A 17352-nucleotide genomic window follows, 5' to 3' on the forward strand; every position below is an offset into this window, starting at 1 on the left:
CGTCCTGGCCGAGGGGGCTCCCCGCGGGACCGCGAGGAGCCCGGAGGCGCGAGGGGGCAAGGAACCGCGGCCCGCCCGGTCAGCGCAGCTGATCCACGTATCGGTCCGTGCCCGGCACGGTAGGAATGAACGGCGCCACCAGCTCCACCCGCCCCAGACCTGATTCCGCGACCGACGCGTCGAGCCCGGTGAAGTGCTCGTCCCAGCATTCCCTCGGATCCTCCTGGAGGAACCAGAGCAGGGTCAGCCGGGTGTCGACGCCCTCGACCTGCTTCACATACGTCATCCGGTCCCCCGGCAACGGGGTGGGACGGAACACCGTCACCATCGCCGCGGGCGACCCGCTCAGCCGCTTCGGCAGGTGCCGTGAGCGCAGCCACTCCAGCAACTCGGCCCGCTGCTCGGGCCCTTCGGCGTCGATCACCTCCAGGACCAGTCCCCGGTAAGGATGGTCGAGGGCGTGGAAGTCACGGGGCCCCGCGGCGCCGTCCCGGTAGACCGTCGCCTCGTGGTCCTGGAACGCCGTGAAGACATGGGTGCGGTCCTGGTAGACCCGGCCGTCCCGGTTCAGCCGCTTGTTGATCCCGACGGTCCACTTCATGTGGTCGTCGTAGCGCCCCTCCGTCACCCAGTACGTGGACAGGTAGCAGCCGGCGCCGACCGGTGTCGCGACCGCTGACTTCTCCGGGTACCGCAGCTCCTGGAGTTCCCGGGTGGCCACCCAGCGCCGCCCCGCGGACATCCAGGGCATCGCCATCGCGCCGGCGTAGTAGTGGTCGTCCTCGTACCAGCGGTTGTACGCGTACTCGTGGCCCGGATGCGGTTCCACCATGGTGATCAGCGCGTGGCCGGGGCGGACCCCGTACGGTCCCAGCGCGGCCAGTTCGGCGTAGGTGCCGCTCCGCGTCCCGCTGTCCCGCGCCGCCTCGTCCGGGATTTCCTCGCTCATGCCGTTCCCCTTCCGTACTCCGCCGGAGCCACCTACTCTGACGCCCCGTCAGAAGAACTGCCAGAGCCGGGAGGCGCCGATGTTGCTCGCGGGGAAGACCGTCATCGTTTCCGGAGTGGGTGCCGGGCTCGGGCACCAGATCGCGGCCACGGTCGTACGGGACGGGGGCAACGCGGCCCTAGGGGCGCGCACCGCGGCCAATCTCGCCAAGTCGGCCGCCGAGATCGATCCCGAGGGGCTCCACACCGCGCACCTGCCCACCGACATCACCGACGAGGCGCAGTGCGAGGCGCTCGCGGCGCTGGCCGTCGAGCGGTTCGGGCGGATCGACGCGGTGGTCCATGTCGCCGCCTGGGACAGCTACTTCGGCGGTGTCGAGGACGCCGACCTCGACACCTGGAAGTCGGTCATCGACGTCAATCTGCTCGGCACCCTGCGGATGACGCGCGCCTGTCTGCCCGCCCTCAAGGAGCGGGGCGGATCGGTCGTCGTCATCGGTACGCAGTCCGCGGTGGCCGCGCCGTCCCAGGTGCGGCAGGCGGCGTACGCGGCCTCCAAGGGTGCGCTCACCTCCGCGATGTACTCCATGGCCCGGGAGTTCGGGCCGGACCGGATCCGGGTGAACACGGTGCTGCCGGGCTGGATGTGGGGACCGCCGGTGCAGGCCTACGTACAGTTCACGGCCCACACCGAGAAGGTGCCCGAGGCCGAGGTGCTGGGGAGGCTCTCCGAGCGCATGGCGCTTCCGGAGCTGGCCACGGACGGCGATGTGGCGGAGGCCGTGGTGTTCCTGGCCTCCGACCGGGCGCGGGCGATCACCGGGCAGTCCCTGCTGGTCAACGCCGGCGAACTGATGCGCTGAGGCGCCGGCCCGCCCCGGGAGTTCAACAGACCTTTCGGCAGGATCAGTTCTCCTCCTTCTCGGCCGCACGGGACCCGCATCCCGTGCGGTCTTTCTGTGCTCTTCGGCGCTCCTGGACGTGTCCTCGTTCTCTGCACAGCCTGACGAAGTGCCTGCTCATGGTGTGGCCGTCGTCACGTTCACGACAACGCCCTCGTGGGTCAAGAACCAGCAAAATCGTTCGGCTTGCTGATCCGGGTTCACATCCCTGACCGCAGGGGACCTTGACCGGGGGACCGGCCAGGCGGTTCAATCCCCGATGTCCCCGCTCCCGCACGGGGGCCCCGCTGAGCGGCCGTACTGGCGAAGTGCGTACCCGTTCACAAGGCGGACCCCAGGAGGGGGCACATGAACAGTCTCGACTGGGTCGTGCTCATCGGCTACTTCGGCGTGATGATCGCGATCGGACTCTGGTCCCACAAGCGTGTCGACAACGTCAGCGACTTCTTCACGGCCGGCGGCAAGATGCCGTGGTGGCTGTCCGGCATCTCGCACCACATGTCCGGCTACAGCGCCGTGATGTTCACCGGCTACGCCGGTATCGCGTACCAGTACGGCGTCACGTCCTTCGTGACGTGGTCGCTGCCGATCGCCATCGGCATCGGCATCGGCGCCAAGCTCTTCGCCCCCCGGCTCAACCGGCTGCGCTCGCGGCTGCACGTCGCCTCGCCGCTCGAATACCTGAAGAACCGCTACAACATCCAGACCCAGCAGGCACTCGCCTGGTCCGGTCTGCTGCTGAAGATCGTGGACGTCGGTGCCAAGTGGGCCGCCATCGCCACCCTGCTCTCCGTCTTCACCGGCATCAGCCTGACCCAGGGCATCTTCATCACCGGCATCATCACGGCCGTCTACTGCACGGTCGGCGGTCTGTGGGCCGACGCGCTCACCGAGCTGGGGCAGTTCGTCATCCAGCTGTTCGCCGGTGTCGCGATGCTGGTCACGGCGATGAGCAAACTGGACGGCTTCAGCACGCTCTGGACGGTCTGGGACAAGCTGCCCGAGGGCCACACGGACCCGACGGCCGGCCCGTACACGGTGACCTTCCTGCTGGCGTACCTGTTCATCAAGACCTTCGAGTACAACGGCGGCATGTGGAACCAGGCCCAGCGCTACATGGCCACGGACTCCGCCGCCTCCGCGACCCGCTCGGCGCGGCTCTCCGCCATCCTGTGGCTGGTCTGGCCGACGGTCCTGTTCTTCCCGATGTGGTGCGCCCCGCTGCTGGTCCACGCGCAGAAGCCGGACGCCTCCGACAGCTACGCGCTGATGACCGAGCAACTGCTGCCGCACGGTCTGCTGGGTCTGGTCGTCGTCGGCTTCTTCTCGCACACGATGGCCATGTGCTCCTCGGACGCCAACGCCATCTCGGCGGTCTTCACCCGCGACATCGCCCCGGTCTTCTCCAAGGCGGCCCGCAACTGGAGCAGCCGGGCCGGGCTGCTGGCCGCGCGGCTCTCCACGCTCGGCTTCCTGGGCCTGTCGATGGCGCTGGCGACCCAGATCAACTCGCCGACGTTCAAGGACATCATCTCCGTCGTCATCAAGTGGGTCGCCGGTCTGATGGGTCCGATCGCGATCCCGTTCATGCTGGGTCTGCTGCGCCGCTTCCGTAAGTCGGGACCGACGGCGGCACTCACCAGCTGGGCGGCCGGTCTGCTGGCGTTCTACTTCACCAACTACAACTTCGACGGCTCGGTGAAGACGAACGTGGCGCTGCAGTACCAGGTGGCGCTGCCGCTGGCGATCTCGCTGGTGCTCTACGTCGTCATCGGCTTCATCAAGCCGGAGGACACCCCGGAGCGCGACGCGGTCATCGAGCAGATCAACTCGGACGGCGACGGGCCCGGCACCGGCGCGACCGTGCCGGCGCAGGGCGTCCCCGGGGACGTGTCGTTCACCAAGGGCGCGAAGGACGCGAAGGGCGTGCGGGGCGTGACGGACTGACGCTCGCGGCTGTACGGAACGTCGGTGAGGGGCGGGTCACGGGACGCGGCGGCTTCCGGTGACCCGCCCCTCACGCCTTTTCGGGGTCCCCGTCTCCCTCGGCGTTGGCCACCATCCTGCGCAGCACCTTGAGCGCGGCCACGTACTCCTCGTCGCTGATGCCCCGGTGGACCACGGCGCGCAGTTCGGTGACCAGCTCACGCAGCCGCACTCTGGCCGCCTCCCCGGCACCGGTGAGGTGCAGGCGCTGTGCGGCGTCGGTCCGCAGCCATGCGCGGTGGAGCAGTTGGTCGACGCTCCGGGCGATCTCGTGCGGCCCGTCGGCAAGGTGCGTCAGCTGCGCGACGACCTCCTCGCGGCTCGGGGCCGCAGGCCCGCCGTGCACGCGGTTGAGTACCCAGTACTGCGGCTGCGTGACGTCGGTCCTGGCCATGGCGTCACGCAGTCGCCGGGTGACGGAGGCGTGGGCCAGGCCGCTCCAGTAGCCGACGGGCTGGGTGGCCAGCGTGTCATCGGTGGCGGCCGGGTTCGCCGGCGCCTGGTCGGTGATGGCTTCGGCCGGTTCTTCCATGATCGCGACGCTACATTTCCGCCGGCCCGCTCAACAGTCGCGAATGAGCCCCGCGCGGCCACCACCGAGGATGGCGGGCTCCCCTGCGTTCAGCCGCGCGGGTAGCGCGCGAGCCAGCCCGCGGCGACGGCGGCCGGGCTGTGCAGGGCGGGGCCCTGGGTCATCTCCATGGCGAAGTCGTCGGCGAGTTCGAGCAGGGTCGCCCGGCCCTCCAGTTCGGCGAGCCAGGCCGGCGGCAGCGCGGTCTCGCCGTGCAGCGCGCCGAGCAGCGCCCCGCACAGGGCCCCGGTCGCCGATGACGGTCCGCCGTGGTTCACGGCCAGCCGCAATCCGTGCCGGACGTCCTCGCCCACCAGCGCGCAGTACACGGCCACGGCGAGCACCTCCTCGGCGGAGTCCGTCGCGCCGAGGGACTCGATGAGGGCGGGCCCGGGTATCCCCTGCCGCACGGTACCGAGGGCCTGCTGGAGCGCCTCGGTGACGGGTTCGTGGCCCGGACGCCCGGCGAGCAGGGCGAGGGCGTGCTGCACGGAACCGTCCAGCGTCTCACCGCGCGCCAGCCCGTGCACCATCACGGCGAGGGCGCCCGAGGAGAGCAGGGCGGTGGGGTGTCCGTGGGTCTGGGCGGCGCACTCGACGGCCAGTTGGAGGACCAGCTGCGGCTCCCAGCCGACCAGCAGCCCGAAGGGGGCGGAGCGGGTGAGTGCGGCCGAGTCCCGTGCGGCGGGGTGCTTGGGCCGGTCGAGGGTGCCCATGGTGGTGTCGCCGAAGCCGTTCAGGCATTCCCGGGTGGGGGCGCGGCGGGCGTAGAGCCATTCCTGCCCGCCGAGCCAGCCGTTGTCCTTGCGGCGTTCGTCGGGCCCCCAGTCGCGCTGGGTGGCGGCCCACCGCAGATGCGCCTGGTGCACATCGGTGGGCGGGTGCCAGGCGCCGGTGTCGCGGCGGACCTGGGCGCGGATCAGCCCGTCCACGGTGAACAGGGTGAGCTGGGTGACGGCGGTGACGCAGCCGCGTCCGCCGTGGGCGGGGACGAAGTCGGTGACGGCGTCGGCGCCGTGGGCCTCGCGGATCTCCTCCAGCGAGAGCCCGCTGACGCCCGCGCCGAGCGCGTCGCCGATGGCACCGCCCAGCAGCGCGCCACGTACCCGGCTGCGGAAGTCCTGCTGTTCGGCACGGCCCCAGACAGCTGTGGTCCCTGTGCTCACCGTGCCCCTCCCCCTTGGTCCGCCCGTGTGCGACTGCGCGGTAACTGCGCAGCACTGTAATCGAACGACCACACGGCCAAGGGGGCGGAACAGTATGTACGAAGTGGCGGTTCGGTTCAGCTTTGCGCGGCATCCTCCGGGGATTCCCCCCGCATCCGCCGCACCGCCGATATCTCGTTGCGCGGCACGGTCACCGGCGCGATGATCGCCGGATGGCATCCCCCCACCCCGACGGCCGCGCCGGAATCGACGCCGCGCTCGTGACGCGCCTGATCGACGCACAGTTCCCGCGGTGGAGCGGTCTGCCCGTGACTCCTGTGGCGGTGGACGGCTGGGACAACCGGACGTACCGCCTGGGCGACGCGATGACGGTGCGCCTGCCCACGGCCGCCGGATACGTCCCCGCGGTGACGAAGGAGCACCACTGGCTGCCGCGCCTCGCCCCGTCGCTGCCGGTCGCCGTGCCCCCGGTGCTGGCCCTGGGCGCTCCGGGCGAGGGCTATCCGTACCCGTGGTCGGTCCGCCGCTGGCTGCGCGGTGAGACGGCCGGCCCCGACCGCATCGACGGCCTTTCCCGGTTCGCGGTCTCCGTGGCGGAGTTCCTCCTCGCCCTCCAGCGCTGCGACGCGTCCGACGGGCCGCTCGCCGGGGCGCACAGCTGGTACCGGGGCGCCTCGCCCGCCCACTACGACGAGGAGACCCGGCGCTGTCTGACCGCGCTGAAGGGCCACGTGGACACGGACCGGGCCCGCACCGTCTGGGAGGCGGCGCTCGCCGCGCCGTGGCGCGGGGAACCGGTGTGGTTCCACGGCGACATCGCCTCCGGCAACCTGCTCGTCGCCGACGGCGAGCTGACGGCCGTCATCGACTTCGGTACGTCGGGGGTCGGCGACCCCGCCTGTGATCTGGTGATCGCGTGGGGGATGTTCTCCGGCGAGAGCCGGGAGGCGTTCCGGCGCGCGGCCGGCCAGGACGCCGGCACCTGGGCGCGGGCCCGGGGGTGGGCGCTTTGGAAGGCGCTGCTGAACCTGACGGGATACGTCGGCACGGACCCCGGGCGGGCCGCCCGCGAGCTGCTCGTGGTCGAAGCGGTGCTGGCCGACCACGAGCGGTTCGGCTGAGGAGCCTCCCGCCACAGCCACGGGGCGTGCCGGGGGCGGCCCGTCGGGCCGGTACCGGCCGCTGTCAGCGTCCGGGCAGGTTGACGCGGTACTCGGAACGGGGTTCCGCGCGCATGGAGTTCGCCGACTCGGCGACGTTCGCGCCTGGGCGGCGGACAGGCGTCGCACCTCCCACAGCAGTGCCGCGGCGTCCACCGCCTCCGACCTGGCGACCCGGCGTCCACCAGGAGCGCGGGGTGGACGGGCCGGCGGGGCGGGCTGCCGGACTGAAAGCGGACACGGGAACCCTCCGATGGCGGGGCGATCCCACCGCGGGCGGGGCTCGCATGACGGGAGAGCCCGCTCGCGACCGACGCCGTGCCGGCCGGTCACGAGCGGTTCGGCTGACGAGCCCTCCGCCCTGCCGAGAGGCTGCCGGAGGTCGTCCGGCAGCCTCTACGGCACCACCGGCAGCAGCTCCGGCAGGTGGCCGTCCGAGGCGGCGGCCGCCGTGACCCGCTCCTCGGGCACCTCTCCGTACAGCGTCGTACGCGGCTTCGCCGGCCGGCCCGCGAGCTCCGCGATGGCCACCAGGTCCTGGACGGAGCGGTAGGAGCCGTAACTCGATCCGGCCATCCGGGAGATGGTCTCCTCCATCAGCGTGCCGCCGAGGTCGTTCGCGCCCGAGCGGAGCATTTCGGCCGCGCCCTCCGTGCCCAGCTTCACCCAGCTGGTCTGGATGTTGGTGATGTGCGGGTGCAGGAGGAGGCGGGCCATCGCGATGACGGCCCGGTTGTCGCGGTCGGTCGGGCCGGGGCGGGCGATACCGGCCAGGTAGACGGGCGCGTTGGTGTGGATGAACGGCAGGGTCACGAACTCGGTGAACCCGCCGGTCTCCTGCTGGAGGGCGGCCAGCGTCCGCAGGTGGCCCAGCCAGTGGCGGGGCTGGTCGACATGGCCGTACATCATCGTGGACGAGGAGCGCAGGCCCACCTCGTGCGCGGTCCTGATGACCTCCAGCCAGGTCGCCGTGGGCAGCTTGCCCTTGGTGAGGACCCAGCGGACCTCGTCGTCCAGGATCTCAGCCGCGGTGCCGGGGATCGAGTCGAGCCCGGCCTCCTTCGCGGCGGTCAGCCAGTCGCGGATGGACATGCCGGTGCGGGTCGCGCCGTTGACGACCTCCATCGGCGAGAACGCGTGGACGTGCATGCCCGGGACGCGTTCCTTCACCGCCCGCGCGATGTCGAAGTAGGCGGTGCCGGGCAGGTCCGGGTGGATACCGCCCTGCATGCAGACCTCGACCGCGCCGACGTCCCACGCCTGCGCGGCGCGGTCGGCGACCTGGTCCAGGGAGAGGGTGTACGCGTCGGCGTCGGTGCGCCGCTGGGCGAAGGCGCAGAAGCGGCAGCCGGTGTAGCAGACGTTGGTGAAGTTGATGTTGCGCGTGACGATGTACGTGACGTCGTCGCCGACGACGTCCCGGCGCAGGGTGTCGGCGATCCGGCACAGCTCGTCCAGCGCCGGCCCGTCCGCGTGCAGCAGGACGAGGGCCTGGTCGTCGGTGAGCTTCGTCGGGTCGTCGGCGGCCTGGCTCAGGGCCGCCTTCACATCGCCGTCGATGCGGGACGGGACCATGCCGGGGGCGGCGGCCTCGCGGAGCGCCTCCCAGTCCCCGTACACCTCGTCGAAGTCGTCGCGGCGGTCGGTGGTGCGGCCCTCGGTGTCGATGGTGTGGTGCAGATCGGTGCGGCCGGAGGCGTTGAAGCCCTCGTCGGGCTCCTGCCAGGGCAGCCCGACGGGGATCGCCCCCTCCTTCGCGAGCCCGGTCTCCGGGTCGGCGAGGGCGCGCACGTGCGGGAGGAGGCGCGGGTCGAGCCAGGGTTCGCCGCGCTGGATGAACTCCGGGTAGATGGTGAGCCGTTCGCGCAGCACGAAGCCGCTCACGGCGGTCCTCGACGCCAGCTCGTCGATGTGCGGCCAGGGGCGCTCGGGGTTCACATGGTCGGGCGTGAGCGGCGAGACCCCGCCCCAGTCGTCGATGCCGGCGCCGATGAGCAGCGCGTACTCGGCGTCGACCAGGTTCGGCGGGGCCTGGATGCGGGCGGACGGGCCGAGGATGTGGCGGGCGACGGCGACGGCCGCGGCCAGCTCCTCCAGCTCCGCGTCCGGCATCCCGCGCATCGCGGTGTCGGGCTTGGCGCGGAAGTTCTGGACGATGACTTCCTGGATGCCGTGGTAGGCGCGGGCGGTCTTGCGCAGCTCGAAGAGGGAGTCGGCGCGCTCCTCGTACGACTCGCCGATGCCGATGAGGATGCCAGTGGTGAACGGGACGTTGGAGCGCCCCGCGTCCTCCAGGACGCGCAGCCGTACGGCCGGTTCCTTGTCCGGTGAGCCGTGGTGCGGGCCGCCCGGCTCGGACCACAGGCGGGTCGCGGTCGTCTCCAGCATCATGCCCATGGACGGGGCGACGGGCTTGAGCCGCTGGAGGTCGGTCCAGGTCAGCACGCCGGGGTTGAGGTGCGGGAGGAGGCCGGTCTCCTCCAGTACGCGGATCGCCATGGCCCGCACGTACGCGAGGGTGTCGTCGTACCCCTCGGCCTCCAGCCACTCCCGCGCCTCCGGCCAGCGGTCCTCGGGCCGGTCGCCCAGCGTGAACAGCGCTTCCTTGCAGCCCATCGCCGCGCCCTTGCGGGCGATGTCGAGGACTTCGTCCGGCGACAGGAACATGCCGTGGCCCTCGCGCCGGAGCTTGCCGGGCACGGTGACGAAGGTGCAGTAGTGGCACTTGTCGCGGCAGAGCCGGGTCAGGGGGATGAAGACCTTGCGGGAGTACGTGATGACGCCCGGCCGGCCCGCGGCCTCCAGGCCCGCGTCCCGCACCCGGGCGGCGGAGGCGGCGAGATCCGTCAGATCGTCGCCGCGCGCCTGGAGCAGGACGGCGGCCTCGGTCACGTCGAGGGCGACACCGTCGCGGGCACGCTTGAGGGCACGTCGCATGGAATTGGTGGTGGGGCGTCCGCGCTGAGGATCGGTCATGAACCGAGCATACGAGCGAGTAGCCGGCCGGTGACCGGCCGGATCTCCCGCAGGTCGCACCCGCCCCTGGCGCCTCGGCCGCGCAGCGGTCCGCGCCCCGTAGGGTCGGCACGGTGATGGAAACGATCGTCTTCGACATCGGCGAGACACTCATCCGCGACGACCGCTACTGGGCCTCCTGGGCCAACTGGCTCGGCGTCCCGCCGCACACGCTGAGTGCGCTGGTCGGGGCCGCGGTCGCCCAGGGGCGGGACAGCGCCGACGCGCTGAGCATCCTGCGCCCCGACATGGACATCAACGAGGCCTCGCTCGCCCGGACCGCGGCCGGGAGAGGCGAGCACCTGGCCGAGTCGGACCTCTACCCGGACGTACGGCCGGCGCTGGCGGAGCTGCGCGCGCTGGGCGTACGGGTGGTGGTCGCGGGCAACGGGACGGTGCGGGCGGGCGAACTCCTGCGGGCGCTGGACCTGCCCGCGGATCTCGTCGTCACCTCGGACGAGTGGGCCGTCGCCAAGCCGGACCCGGAGTTCTTCGCCCGGGTGCTGGAGGTGTCCGGGGCGAAACCGGGTTCGACCCTGTACGTCGGCGACCACCCGGCCAGCGATCTGTTCCCGGCCAAGTCGTGCGGGCTGCTGGCGGCGCACCTCCGGCGGGGGGCGTGCGGGTACTGGTGGGCGGACCACCCCGATGTCGTCGCCGCCGCGGACTTCCGCCTCAACGCGCTGACGGACCTCCCGGCCCTCCTGGGCCAGGTGCCGGAACGGCCCCGCCCGAGGGCCCTGCGGGCCTTGTAACCCCGGCCGCGCACATCCCGCCGGGCCGGGTGTGCCGAGTTCAACGGGACACGCTCCCACCGCTGGGCGTCGCGTCAAGGCGGTCGAGAACCGCCACCGTCACCACCGCATAGGCGAGGTGGGGAACGATGTCGGAGACCCAGTCCGACGTCGACCACGTCCGCGGGTCTGTCACGCCCAGAGCCGTCATCGGACCGTTCGTGCCGATCATCGCCCCAACTGCGGCAACGGCGTACTCGGGGGCTCTGGACGGGTGCCGGCCTGCGCCGCGCGCCAGGGACAGCAGGGCTCCCATCCCGAGACCGCTGGCGATTCCGGTCAGCGGGGCGAGTCCCGCTACCCGGTTGTCCAGGGCCGGGCCGTCGCCGGGAATCCTCACATGCAGTCTCGCCGCGAGTCTGCGCACGGTGACCTCTGGTGTCGCGCTCGCCGGCCTGGCCCGCAGCGCCATGTCCGCGTAGCTGACGAGGTTGAGCGCGGTCGTACCTGCGGCGCCGGCCGCGGCTCCGTAGAGAAGTGGACGTATCACGCAGCGCATAGACCCTTCCTCCATCCGTACGGTCCTTCACGGTCCGCACCGGACACGGACCGGAGCACCTGGCCACGATCCGGCTATGCGCATCGCCCCGGGTATGGGCCGCTCTGGTCAGGCCCTGGAAATACTCCTGCCCGGCATCGGCTCCGCGAGTGCCTTCCGCCCTTCGGGCGCATCGAAGGGGTCCGCGAAGTACTGCGTCTCGTGCACCACATGCCCGTGGGAGAACTCCATCAGGCTCACCGAGTGGGTGGGCACCCCGTCATACGTGACGACACACTCGCTCACCCACAGATCCCCGCTGCCGACGATCCGGTGGACGGTGAAGTGCCGACTGGCAGGGTGCCGGCCACGTTGCGCCGAAATCGTCGCGCGGCCCCGGAACCGTTCACCTGACTGGGGATAGTCGAGGATCGCGTCTGCGGCGTAGACGGCGTGCTCGGCGTCGATGTCCCCACGCTCCGATGCTCGCCAGTGTTCCTCCAGGGCAGCCCTGTTGAGCCCTTCGCGCGGAACGGACCCGGTGTCTGCGTTGTCGTTCATCTCAATCCTTTCCACGACCCGCGCTCTGGCCGCCGTCGACGTGGAGGACCTCGCCGGTGACGAAGGACGCCTGCTCGAGGTACACGATGGCCTGGACGACGTCATCGACCTCTTCCATCCGCCCGAGTGGATGGCGAGCCACGAGTTCGGGCGTGGCCTCCGGGTTCATCGGCGTACGGACGACGCCGAGCGAGACGGTGTTCACGCGGATGCCCTGCCCCGCGAATTCGATCGCCAACTCCCTGGTGACCGCGTTGAGGCCACCCTTGGTCAACGACGCGAGCGCGCACGGAACCTGTGCGTTCGGCTGGTCGACCAGGGAGGTGGAGATGTTCACCAGGTGACCGCCGCCTCCGCCGCGGGAGAGCATCGCGCCGACGGCGCTGCGCGTAACGTTGAAGAATCCGCGCAGGTTCACTCCGACGATCAGGTCGAAGTCCTGGTCGGTGTAGTCGGTGAACGGCTTGCCGATGTAGACGCCGGCGCTGTTGACCACGGTGTCGATCCGACCGAACCGATCCATCGCCGCCCCGACGATCCGCTCGCCCGCACCGGGCTCCACCAGATCGCTGCTGAAGGCGAACACCTGCGGGTCCTCGGATTCCGGCATGGAACGGCTGGTGGCCACGACCGCGAACCCGAGGCCGCGGTAGGCGGTGACGACTGCGGAGCCGATGCCCCCGTTGGCACCGGTGATGACCGCGACTTTCCGGGCGGTGTCCGCATCCGTCGCGTCGTCCAGGCTCACTTGAGGATTTCCAGCATCCGGTTGCCCAGGATCGCGGCCGAAGCCGGGTTCTGCCCGGTGACCAGGTTGCGATCCTCGACCATGTACGGCTCCCAGATCGGACCGCGGCTGAAGTTGACCCCGACCTTCTCCTGCACATCGGTCTCCAGCAGCCACGGGGCCAGGGGGGCCAGTCCGACGCCCTCTTCCTCCTCGTTGGTGAAACAGGTGATGTCGAAGCCCTTGAACGGCGACGCGCCGTGGATCCTGGTCGCCAGCATCGAAGCAGGGGCGTGACAGACGATGAACAGGGGCTTGCCCGAAGTCAGTTGCTGCGTCAGCAGCCGTCCGGCATCGGCGTCCCAGGCCAGGTCCGCCATCGGACCGTGGCCGCCGGGCAAGTACACCCCGTCATAGTCGTCGAGACGGACATCCGACAGACGCAAGGGCCGGCGCATCACCTCCGCGGAACGGATGACAGCCTCCAATGCGAGGGCGTTGTCATTTCCGCCGACCATCTCGGGCCGTAGGCTCATCATGTCGACGTTGGGGACCACGCCGCCAGGCGTCGCGACGACGATCTCATGGCCGGCATCCGTCAAGATCTTGTACGGGTTCGCGAACTCCTCGGCCCAGTAGCCGGTCGCGTGCCTCGTGCCGTCCTTCAACACCCAGTAGGTGGCTCCGCTCACGATGAAAAGCACCCTGGCCATGGCAAAAATCCCCTCTCGGACGCCTGTTTCAGGGTTCCGCGGGATGGGCCAGGAAACCGACTCGCCGCCCGCCGGTCTTCCCCCTCTCTCCAATGTAATCTCGATCATTCATGCGCGCGCGCCGGGGTTCGGGGCTCATTCGGCGTGCGGCAGTCGGGCCAGGGTCGACCCCTTCCGGAGCGGATACGGATCGGCGCGTTGACGCGTACGTTCACGCCGGAACTGGTGGAGCACCGGCCGCTCAAGCGGGGGCGAAGTGGCGTCCGGCATCGATAAGGGCGCTGACCGAGGGAGCTGCCACCAGCTCCTCAGCAATTTTCTCTATCTGATTTCGCAACCTGATCCATTTTTGCACCTGCCTTTTCTTTCTCGGCTGTCCTGATTGCCACTGCTCGCGTTCCTCGACTCCGGCCGGGACGACTCCGGGTTCGTTGACCTGGAGGAAATCCGGAGAAGGCGCCGGTGAGCGGGCGGCAGCCGTACGCGGTCCGGCTGCCGCCCCAGATGCTCGCCTCGCCGTCACGGAGTACGGCAGTGCCGACGAATGGCCGCACCGAGCCGACGCCACGGCAATTGGCCCCTTTTAGCCCCGGCCGTGCACGACGACCTCCTGACCACCTGCGCCCGTCACGGCTACACCCCCACCGCCGTCCGGTACGGCCAGGGCCCCAGCTTCACGCGGGGCCTGCTCCTGTCCTGGCGTGCCATCACCTTCAGCACGCGCGACGCCCACCACGCCCGGGACCCCGACCTCACCTGGCGCCCGCTGAGCGGCGCCCCGCTGGCCCTGCGCCACTCCGCGGCCTGGTCCCGGGGGCGCGGCGACGCCGCCGTCCGCGCTTTCGCCGATACGGTCACCGATGCCCTGGCCCGTACGGCCGCTCCCGGCCCCGACCTGACCTCCGGCCCGCTGCATCTGCGCCCGGCGGCGGAGTACTGGATATGACCGATCCCCGCACGCGACACCACCCCGGCCCGCACGCCCACCCGCAGGCCCGAGACCGTATCCGCGCCGCTTTCGCCGAAGCCGGGGTCACCGGCTGGCTGCACGCCGTGGACATCGATTCCGGCGCCCAGATCGACGCGGGAGCGGACCGGCCGGTCGTCACGGCCAGCGTCCACAAGCTCTGCCTGCTCGTCGCGCTCCACCAGCAGGCGGAGGCCGGGCGGCTGGTTCCGACCGAGCAGACCGAGTGCCCGCGGGACGGCCGTACGGCGGGGCCCACCGGTCTCGCCGCGATGCTCGACGCGGCCCGGGTCTCCCTGCGCGACGCGGCGTACCTGATGGTGGCCGTCAGCGACAACACGGCGGCCGACCTCCTGCTGGAACGCGTCGGCCTGGACGCCGTCAACGACACCACACGGCGGCTGGGCCTCACCCGTACCCACGCCACCCAGACCTTCCGGGAGTTCCTCGCGACCATCAGGGAGGACGCCGGAAACGGCGGTCCGCGGGCCCTGGCCGACCCCCAGGTCGTCGCCCGCCTGCGCGCCGTGGACCCCGCGCGCACCAACCGCAGCACCCCGCGCGACATGACCCGCCTGCTCGGCGCGTTCTGGCGCGACGAGGCATGCACCCCCGAGCACGGCGCCGCCATCCGCCGTCTGCTCGGCCTTCAGGTGTGGCCCCACCGCCTGGCGTCGGGCTTCCCCTTCGACGACGTACTGGTCGCCGGAAAGACCGGCAGCGCACCCACCGTCCGCAACGAGGTCGGCGTCGTCGAGTACCCCGACGGGGGCCGCTACGCCGTCGCGGTCTTCACCCGCGCCGCCAGCCCCGCCGCCACCCTCCCGGCGGCCGACGCCGTCATCGGCACAGCGGCCCGCATCGCCGTGGACGCCCTGCGCACCCCCGGCCCGCGCGCCACCGGCCGGGGCACCGTATGGGGAGCCGACGCCCCGCAGGCCGGAGGGACCGGACTGCGACGCCGGACCTACGACACGGGCCTACGACGCCGGACCGGCCGCGTCCAGCAGGGCGTCGAGCGCCGCCGCCACCTGTCGGCGGAGCTCCGGACCGGTGCTGATCCCGTCCGCGCCGACGGTGTTCCGGTCGAGCGCGACCCGTACGCAGGCGGCGTCCACGATGGCCGCGCCGGTGTAGCCGAGCACGGTGCGGAGCGTCGCCGAGGCGCCCTCCCCGCGACCGGGCGCGGCGGCGTTCAGCCAGGCGGCGGGCTTGTCGCCGATCTCGGTGCCGCCGACGGTCCAGTCCAGCAGGTTCTTGAACGACCCGGGGAGCGTCCCCGCGTACTCCGGGGAGCAGATCAGCAGGGCGTCGGCGGCGGCGATCGCGGCCCGGAGTTCGGCCACCGGCTTCGGCAGCGGGTCGGTGTCGTCGTCGGGGTTGAAGTGCGGCAGATCCCCGAGTCCGTCGTAGAGGACGGTACGTACGGTGGCGGGCGCCACGTCCTGGGCGGTGCGCAGCACGGTCTCGTTGGAGGACCCGGCCCGCACGCTTCCGGACAGCAGGAGAATCACGCGTGGTGTTGGCATAACCGCTCAACTCCGAGCGGCACCGGACTGTTCCGCTCCGCCCCGACAGGTGCGTGCCGTCAGGGGGCCGTGCGAACGGCAGCGTGAGAGGCGGCCACCTCCCCGGACTGCGGGGTCCGCCGTCCGGCACGGTCCAGGCTCAGCCGGACCAGCATGACGACCAGCGCGGCGATGGCGAACCCGGCTCCGACCCACGGCAGCCGGCGGGCTCCCGCGGCGGACAGGACCCACCCGCCGGCCGCAGTGCCGAGGGTGATGCCGAGATTGGAGAAGGAGATGAAGAGGCTGTTGCCGAACTCGGGTGCGTCCCGTGCATCCCTGCCCAGCCAGCTCTGGGTGACGACGAGCCCGCCGGAGTGCACGGCTCCCCAGACCAGGACGCCCAGGACCATCGGGACGAACCGTGGCCCGATCGCGTACACGAGTACGTAGACCAGCAGGCAGAGGGCCGGATAGGCGAGGGCGGTGCGGACGAGGTTCCGCTGGAGCAGGCTGCCGAAGGCGAAGTTGCCGAGGATCATCACGATGCCGAACGCCATCAGCATGGCGCTGACCCAGGAGCCGTCCATGTCGGTGACCTGGCCCAGGTACTCGGCGAAGTAGCCGTAGACGGAGAACATCGCCGCGAAGATCAGGACGACGGACGTGATGGTCAGCCACATCCGGGGCTGCCTGAGCACGCTCAACTGGGCTCCGTACGAGACGCGTTGTCCGACCGGCAGGCTCGGGAGCAGGCGCAGGATGCCCAGGAACGCGATCAGATTGACGAGCGCGCCGAACCAGAACGCGGCAGGGAGCGAGAGGTGTTCGGCGAGGTACGAGGTCAGCGGCACCCCGAAGGCGAACCCGACGGTGACACCGGCGAAGACGGTCGTCGTCGCCCGGGTGGCGGCCTTCGCGTCCTCGCCGTCCTTCGTCACGACCATGCGCGCGGCCGTGGCCAGCGCGACCGAGAAGAACACCGGGTGGAAGACGGCAGGAATGATGCGGAAGGCGAGCATCACCTCGTACTGGGTGGTGAGCGCGTAGACGGCGTTGGAGAGGGCGAACACCGCGATCGAGGCGGCGAGGACCTTCTTGCGGTCGATCCCGGAGGCGAGCAGTGTGGTGAAGGGCCCGGTCACGGCGATCACCAGGGCGAACGCCCCGACGAGCCAGCCGGCGGTGGAGGGCGGGACGCCGAGTTCGGCGGAGAGCTGGGGGAGTACCCCGACGATGCCCATCTCGGTGGTGATGATCCCGAACACGCCCAGGGCGAGCACCAGGACGGCGGCGGAGGTTTTTCTCATGGTGATCTTTCTTTAAATCTAGAAAAGTAGATGCGTTGAGTCATGGGTGCGCCGTGCGGGGCTCAGCTCTCTGCGGTCACGCCTGGAGGACGGGGCGGCTACAGCTCGTCGCGCACATGGGCGGCGAACTCGGCGATCACCGGCTCGTTGCGGCGGTAGTACGTCCACTTGCCGACGCGCTCCGAGGTGAGGAGGCCCGCGTCCCTGAGGGTCTGGAGGTAGCCGGACACGACGGACTGCGCGAGCCCGGCCCGCTTCTGGATGTCACCCACACATACGCCGATGTGGAAGCCCAGCCCCTGCTGCGTGTACGAGTCCTCGTCGAAGTACTTCTCGGGGTCGCGCAGCCACTGCATGAACTGCAGACGGGCGGGGTTGGCGAGGGCCTTGTGCACGGCCAGCGGGTCCATGGGGGCCTCTCTGTGAATCCTTGGGGGCTGCCTTCGGGCCTCTTGCTCTCCCGGGTACGCATCTAGCTTTCTGGATATGTAGGGGCAAGTCAAATCGCCGGCTCCGGCGACGGTGGCGGGCGGGTGCAACGGGGGC

The 17352-nt window shown here is 70.9% G+C and carries 15 protein-coding genes and 2 pseudogenes; 6 read left to right on the plus strand and 11 right to left on the minus strand.

Annotation, left to right across the window (positions count from 1 at the left end):
• Positions 1 to 79: 79 nt before the first annotated feature.
• The gene (locus J1C73_RS23075) at positions 80 to 949 is read right to left on the minus strand and encodes a hypothetical protein (RefSeq protein ID WP_123459915.1); all 870 of its coding nucleotides are present in this window, start codon (positions 947 to 949) and stop codon (positions 80 to 82) included.
• A 79-nt stretch (positions 950 to 1028) separates the two neighbouring features.
• Between J1C73_RS23075 and J1C73_RS23080 the strand changes: the two genes are divergently transcribed.
• The gene (locus J1C73_RS23080; RefSeq protein ID WP_207318101.1) at positions 1029 to 1811 is read left to right on the plus strand and encodes an SDR family oxidoreductase; all 783 of its coding nucleotides are present in this window, start codon (positions 1029 to 1031) and stop codon (positions 1809 to 1811) included.
• 387 nt (positions 1812 to 2198) lie between these two features.
• On the plus strand, positions 2199 to 3797 hold the full coding sequence (locus J1C73_RS23085; protein ID WP_207318102.1) for a sodium:solute symporter family protein: 1599 nt from the start codon (positions 2199 to 2201) through the stop codon (positions 3795 to 3797).
• A gap of 70 nt (positions 3798 to 3867) precedes the next feature.
• On the opposite strand, the gene J1C73_RS23090 is transcribed toward J1C73_RS23085, so the two are convergent.
• Together J1C73_RS23090 and J1C73_RS23095 are read right to left on the minus strand one after the other, a co-directional pair.
• Positions 3868 to 4368: a MarR family winged helix-turn-helix transcriptional regulator gene (locus tag J1C73_RS23090; protein ID WP_207318103.1), complete on the minus strand. Its 501-nt coding sequence runs from the start codon at positions 4366 to 4368 to the stop codon at positions 3868 to 3870.
• Between the two features lie 89 nt (positions 4369 to 4457).
• On the minus strand, positions 4458 to 5573 hold the full coding sequence (locus J1C73_RS23095) for an ADP-ribosylglycohydrolase family protein (protein WP_123459918.1): 1116 nt from the start codon (positions 5571 to 5573) through the stop codon (positions 4458 to 4460).
• Between the two features lie 212 nt (positions 5574 to 5785).
• On the opposite strand from J1C73_RS23095, the gene J1C73_RS23100 reads away from it, so the two are divergent.
• Positions 5786 to 6694, plus strand: coding sequence for an aminoglycoside phosphotransferase family protein (locus J1C73_RS23100; protein ID WP_207318104.1), 909 nt, complete (start codon positions 5786 to 5788; stop codon positions 6692 to 6694).
• A gap of 435 nt (positions 6695 to 7129) precedes the next feature.
• Here the strand turns inward: J1C73_RS23100 and J1C73_RS23105 are convergent, their stop codons facing one another.
• A complete protein-coding gene (locus J1C73_RS23105) occupies positions 7130 to 9709 on the minus strand; it encodes a bifunctional FO biosynthesis protein CofGH (RefSeq protein ID WP_207318105.1) in 2580 nt (859 codons plus the stop codon).
• A gap of 116 nt (positions 9710 to 9825) precedes the next feature.
• On the opposite strand from J1C73_RS23105, the gene J1C73_RS23110 reads away from it, so the two are divergent.
• Positions 9826 to 10503: an HAD family hydrolase gene (locus J1C73_RS23110; protein WP_207318109.1), complete on the plus strand. Its 678-nt coding sequence runs from the start codon at positions 9826 to 9828 to the stop codon at positions 10501 to 10503.
• 40 nt (positions 10504 to 10543) lie between these two features.
• Here J1C73_RS23110 and J1C73_RS23115 read toward each other — a convergent pair whose 3' ends face one another.
• The 4 genes from J1C73_RS23115 to J1C73_RS23130 all read right to left on the minus strand — a co-directional run bounded on the left by J1C73_RS23115 (position 10544) and on the right by J1C73_RS23130 (position 13021).
• The gene (locus J1C73_RS23115) at positions 10544 to 11041 is read right to left on the minus strand and encodes a hypothetical protein (RefSeq protein ID WP_242644580.1); all 498 of its coding nucleotides are present in this window, start codon (positions 11039 to 11041) and stop codon (positions 10544 to 10546) included.
• A gap of 108 nt (positions 11042 to 11149) precedes the next feature.
• Positions 11150 to 11581 carry a nuclear transport factor 2 family protein gene (locus J1C73_RS23120; protein ID WP_207318107.1) on the minus strand — a complete coding sequence of 144 codons (432 nt, stop codon included), beginning with the start codon at positions 11579 to 11581 and terminating at the stop codon, positions 11150 to 11152.
• Between the two features lies 1 nt (position 11582).
• On the minus strand, positions 11583 to 12329 hold the full coding sequence (locus J1C73_RS23125; protein WP_307797778.1) for an SDR family NAD(P)-dependent oxidoreductase: 747 nt from the start codon (positions 12327 to 12329) through the stop codon (positions 11583 to 11585).
• A complete protein-coding gene (locus J1C73_RS23130; protein WP_207318111.1) occupies positions 12326 to 13021 on the minus strand; it encodes a type 1 glutamine amidotransferase domain-containing protein in 696 nt (231 codons plus the stop codon). The genes J1C73_RS23125 and J1C73_RS23130 overlap by 4 nt, the downstream gene beginning before the upstream one ends.
• Before the next feature lie 586 nt (positions 13022 to 13607).
• Between J1C73_RS23130 and J1C73_RS23135 the strand changes: the two are divergent.
• A pseudogene (locus J1C73_RS23135) lies at positions 13608 to 13967 on the plus strand (LysR substrate-binding domain-containing protein); the annotation flags it as partial.
• Positions 13964 to 14875 (plus strand): annotated as a pseudogene (locus J1C73_RS23140) (serine hydrolase); the annotation flags it as partial. The pseudogenes J1C73_RS23135 and J1C73_RS23140, both read left to right, overlap by 4 nt.
• A 93-nt stretch (positions 14876 to 14968) precedes the next feature.
• On the opposite strand, the gene J1C73_RS23145 reads toward J1C73_RS23140, so the two are convergent.
• The 3 genes from J1C73_RS23145 to J1C73_RS23155 all read right to left on the minus strand — a co-directional run bounded on the left by J1C73_RS23145 (position 14969) and on the right by J1C73_RS23155 (position 17216).
• Positions 14969 to 15517 (minus strand): NADPH-dependent FMN reductase, encoded by a 549-nt coding sequence (locus J1C73_RS23145; protein WP_207318112.1) that lies wholly within the window; start codon positions 15515 to 15517, stop codon positions 14969 to 14971.
• Between the two features lie 59 nt (positions 15518 to 15576).
• Positions 15577 to 16806, minus strand: a complete 1230-nt coding sequence (locus J1C73_RS23150) for an MFS transporter (protein ID WP_207318108.1) — start codon at positions 16804 to 16806, stop codon at positions 15577 to 15579.
• A 98-nt stretch (positions 16807 to 16904) separates the two neighbouring features.
• Positions 16905 to 17216 (minus strand): ArsR/SmtB family transcription factor, encoded by a 312-nt coding sequence (locus J1C73_RS23155; protein WP_073723648.1) that lies wholly within the window; start codon positions 17214 to 17216, stop codon positions 16905 to 16907.
• Positions 17217 to 17352 lie beyond the last annotated feature (136 nt).

Origin of the sequence: Streptomyces laculatispora, assembly GCF_017353455.1 — a bacterium.
Classification (GTDB): Bacteria; Actinomycetota; Actinomycetes; order Streptomycetales; family Streptomycetaceae; genus Streptomyces; species Streptomyces laculatispora.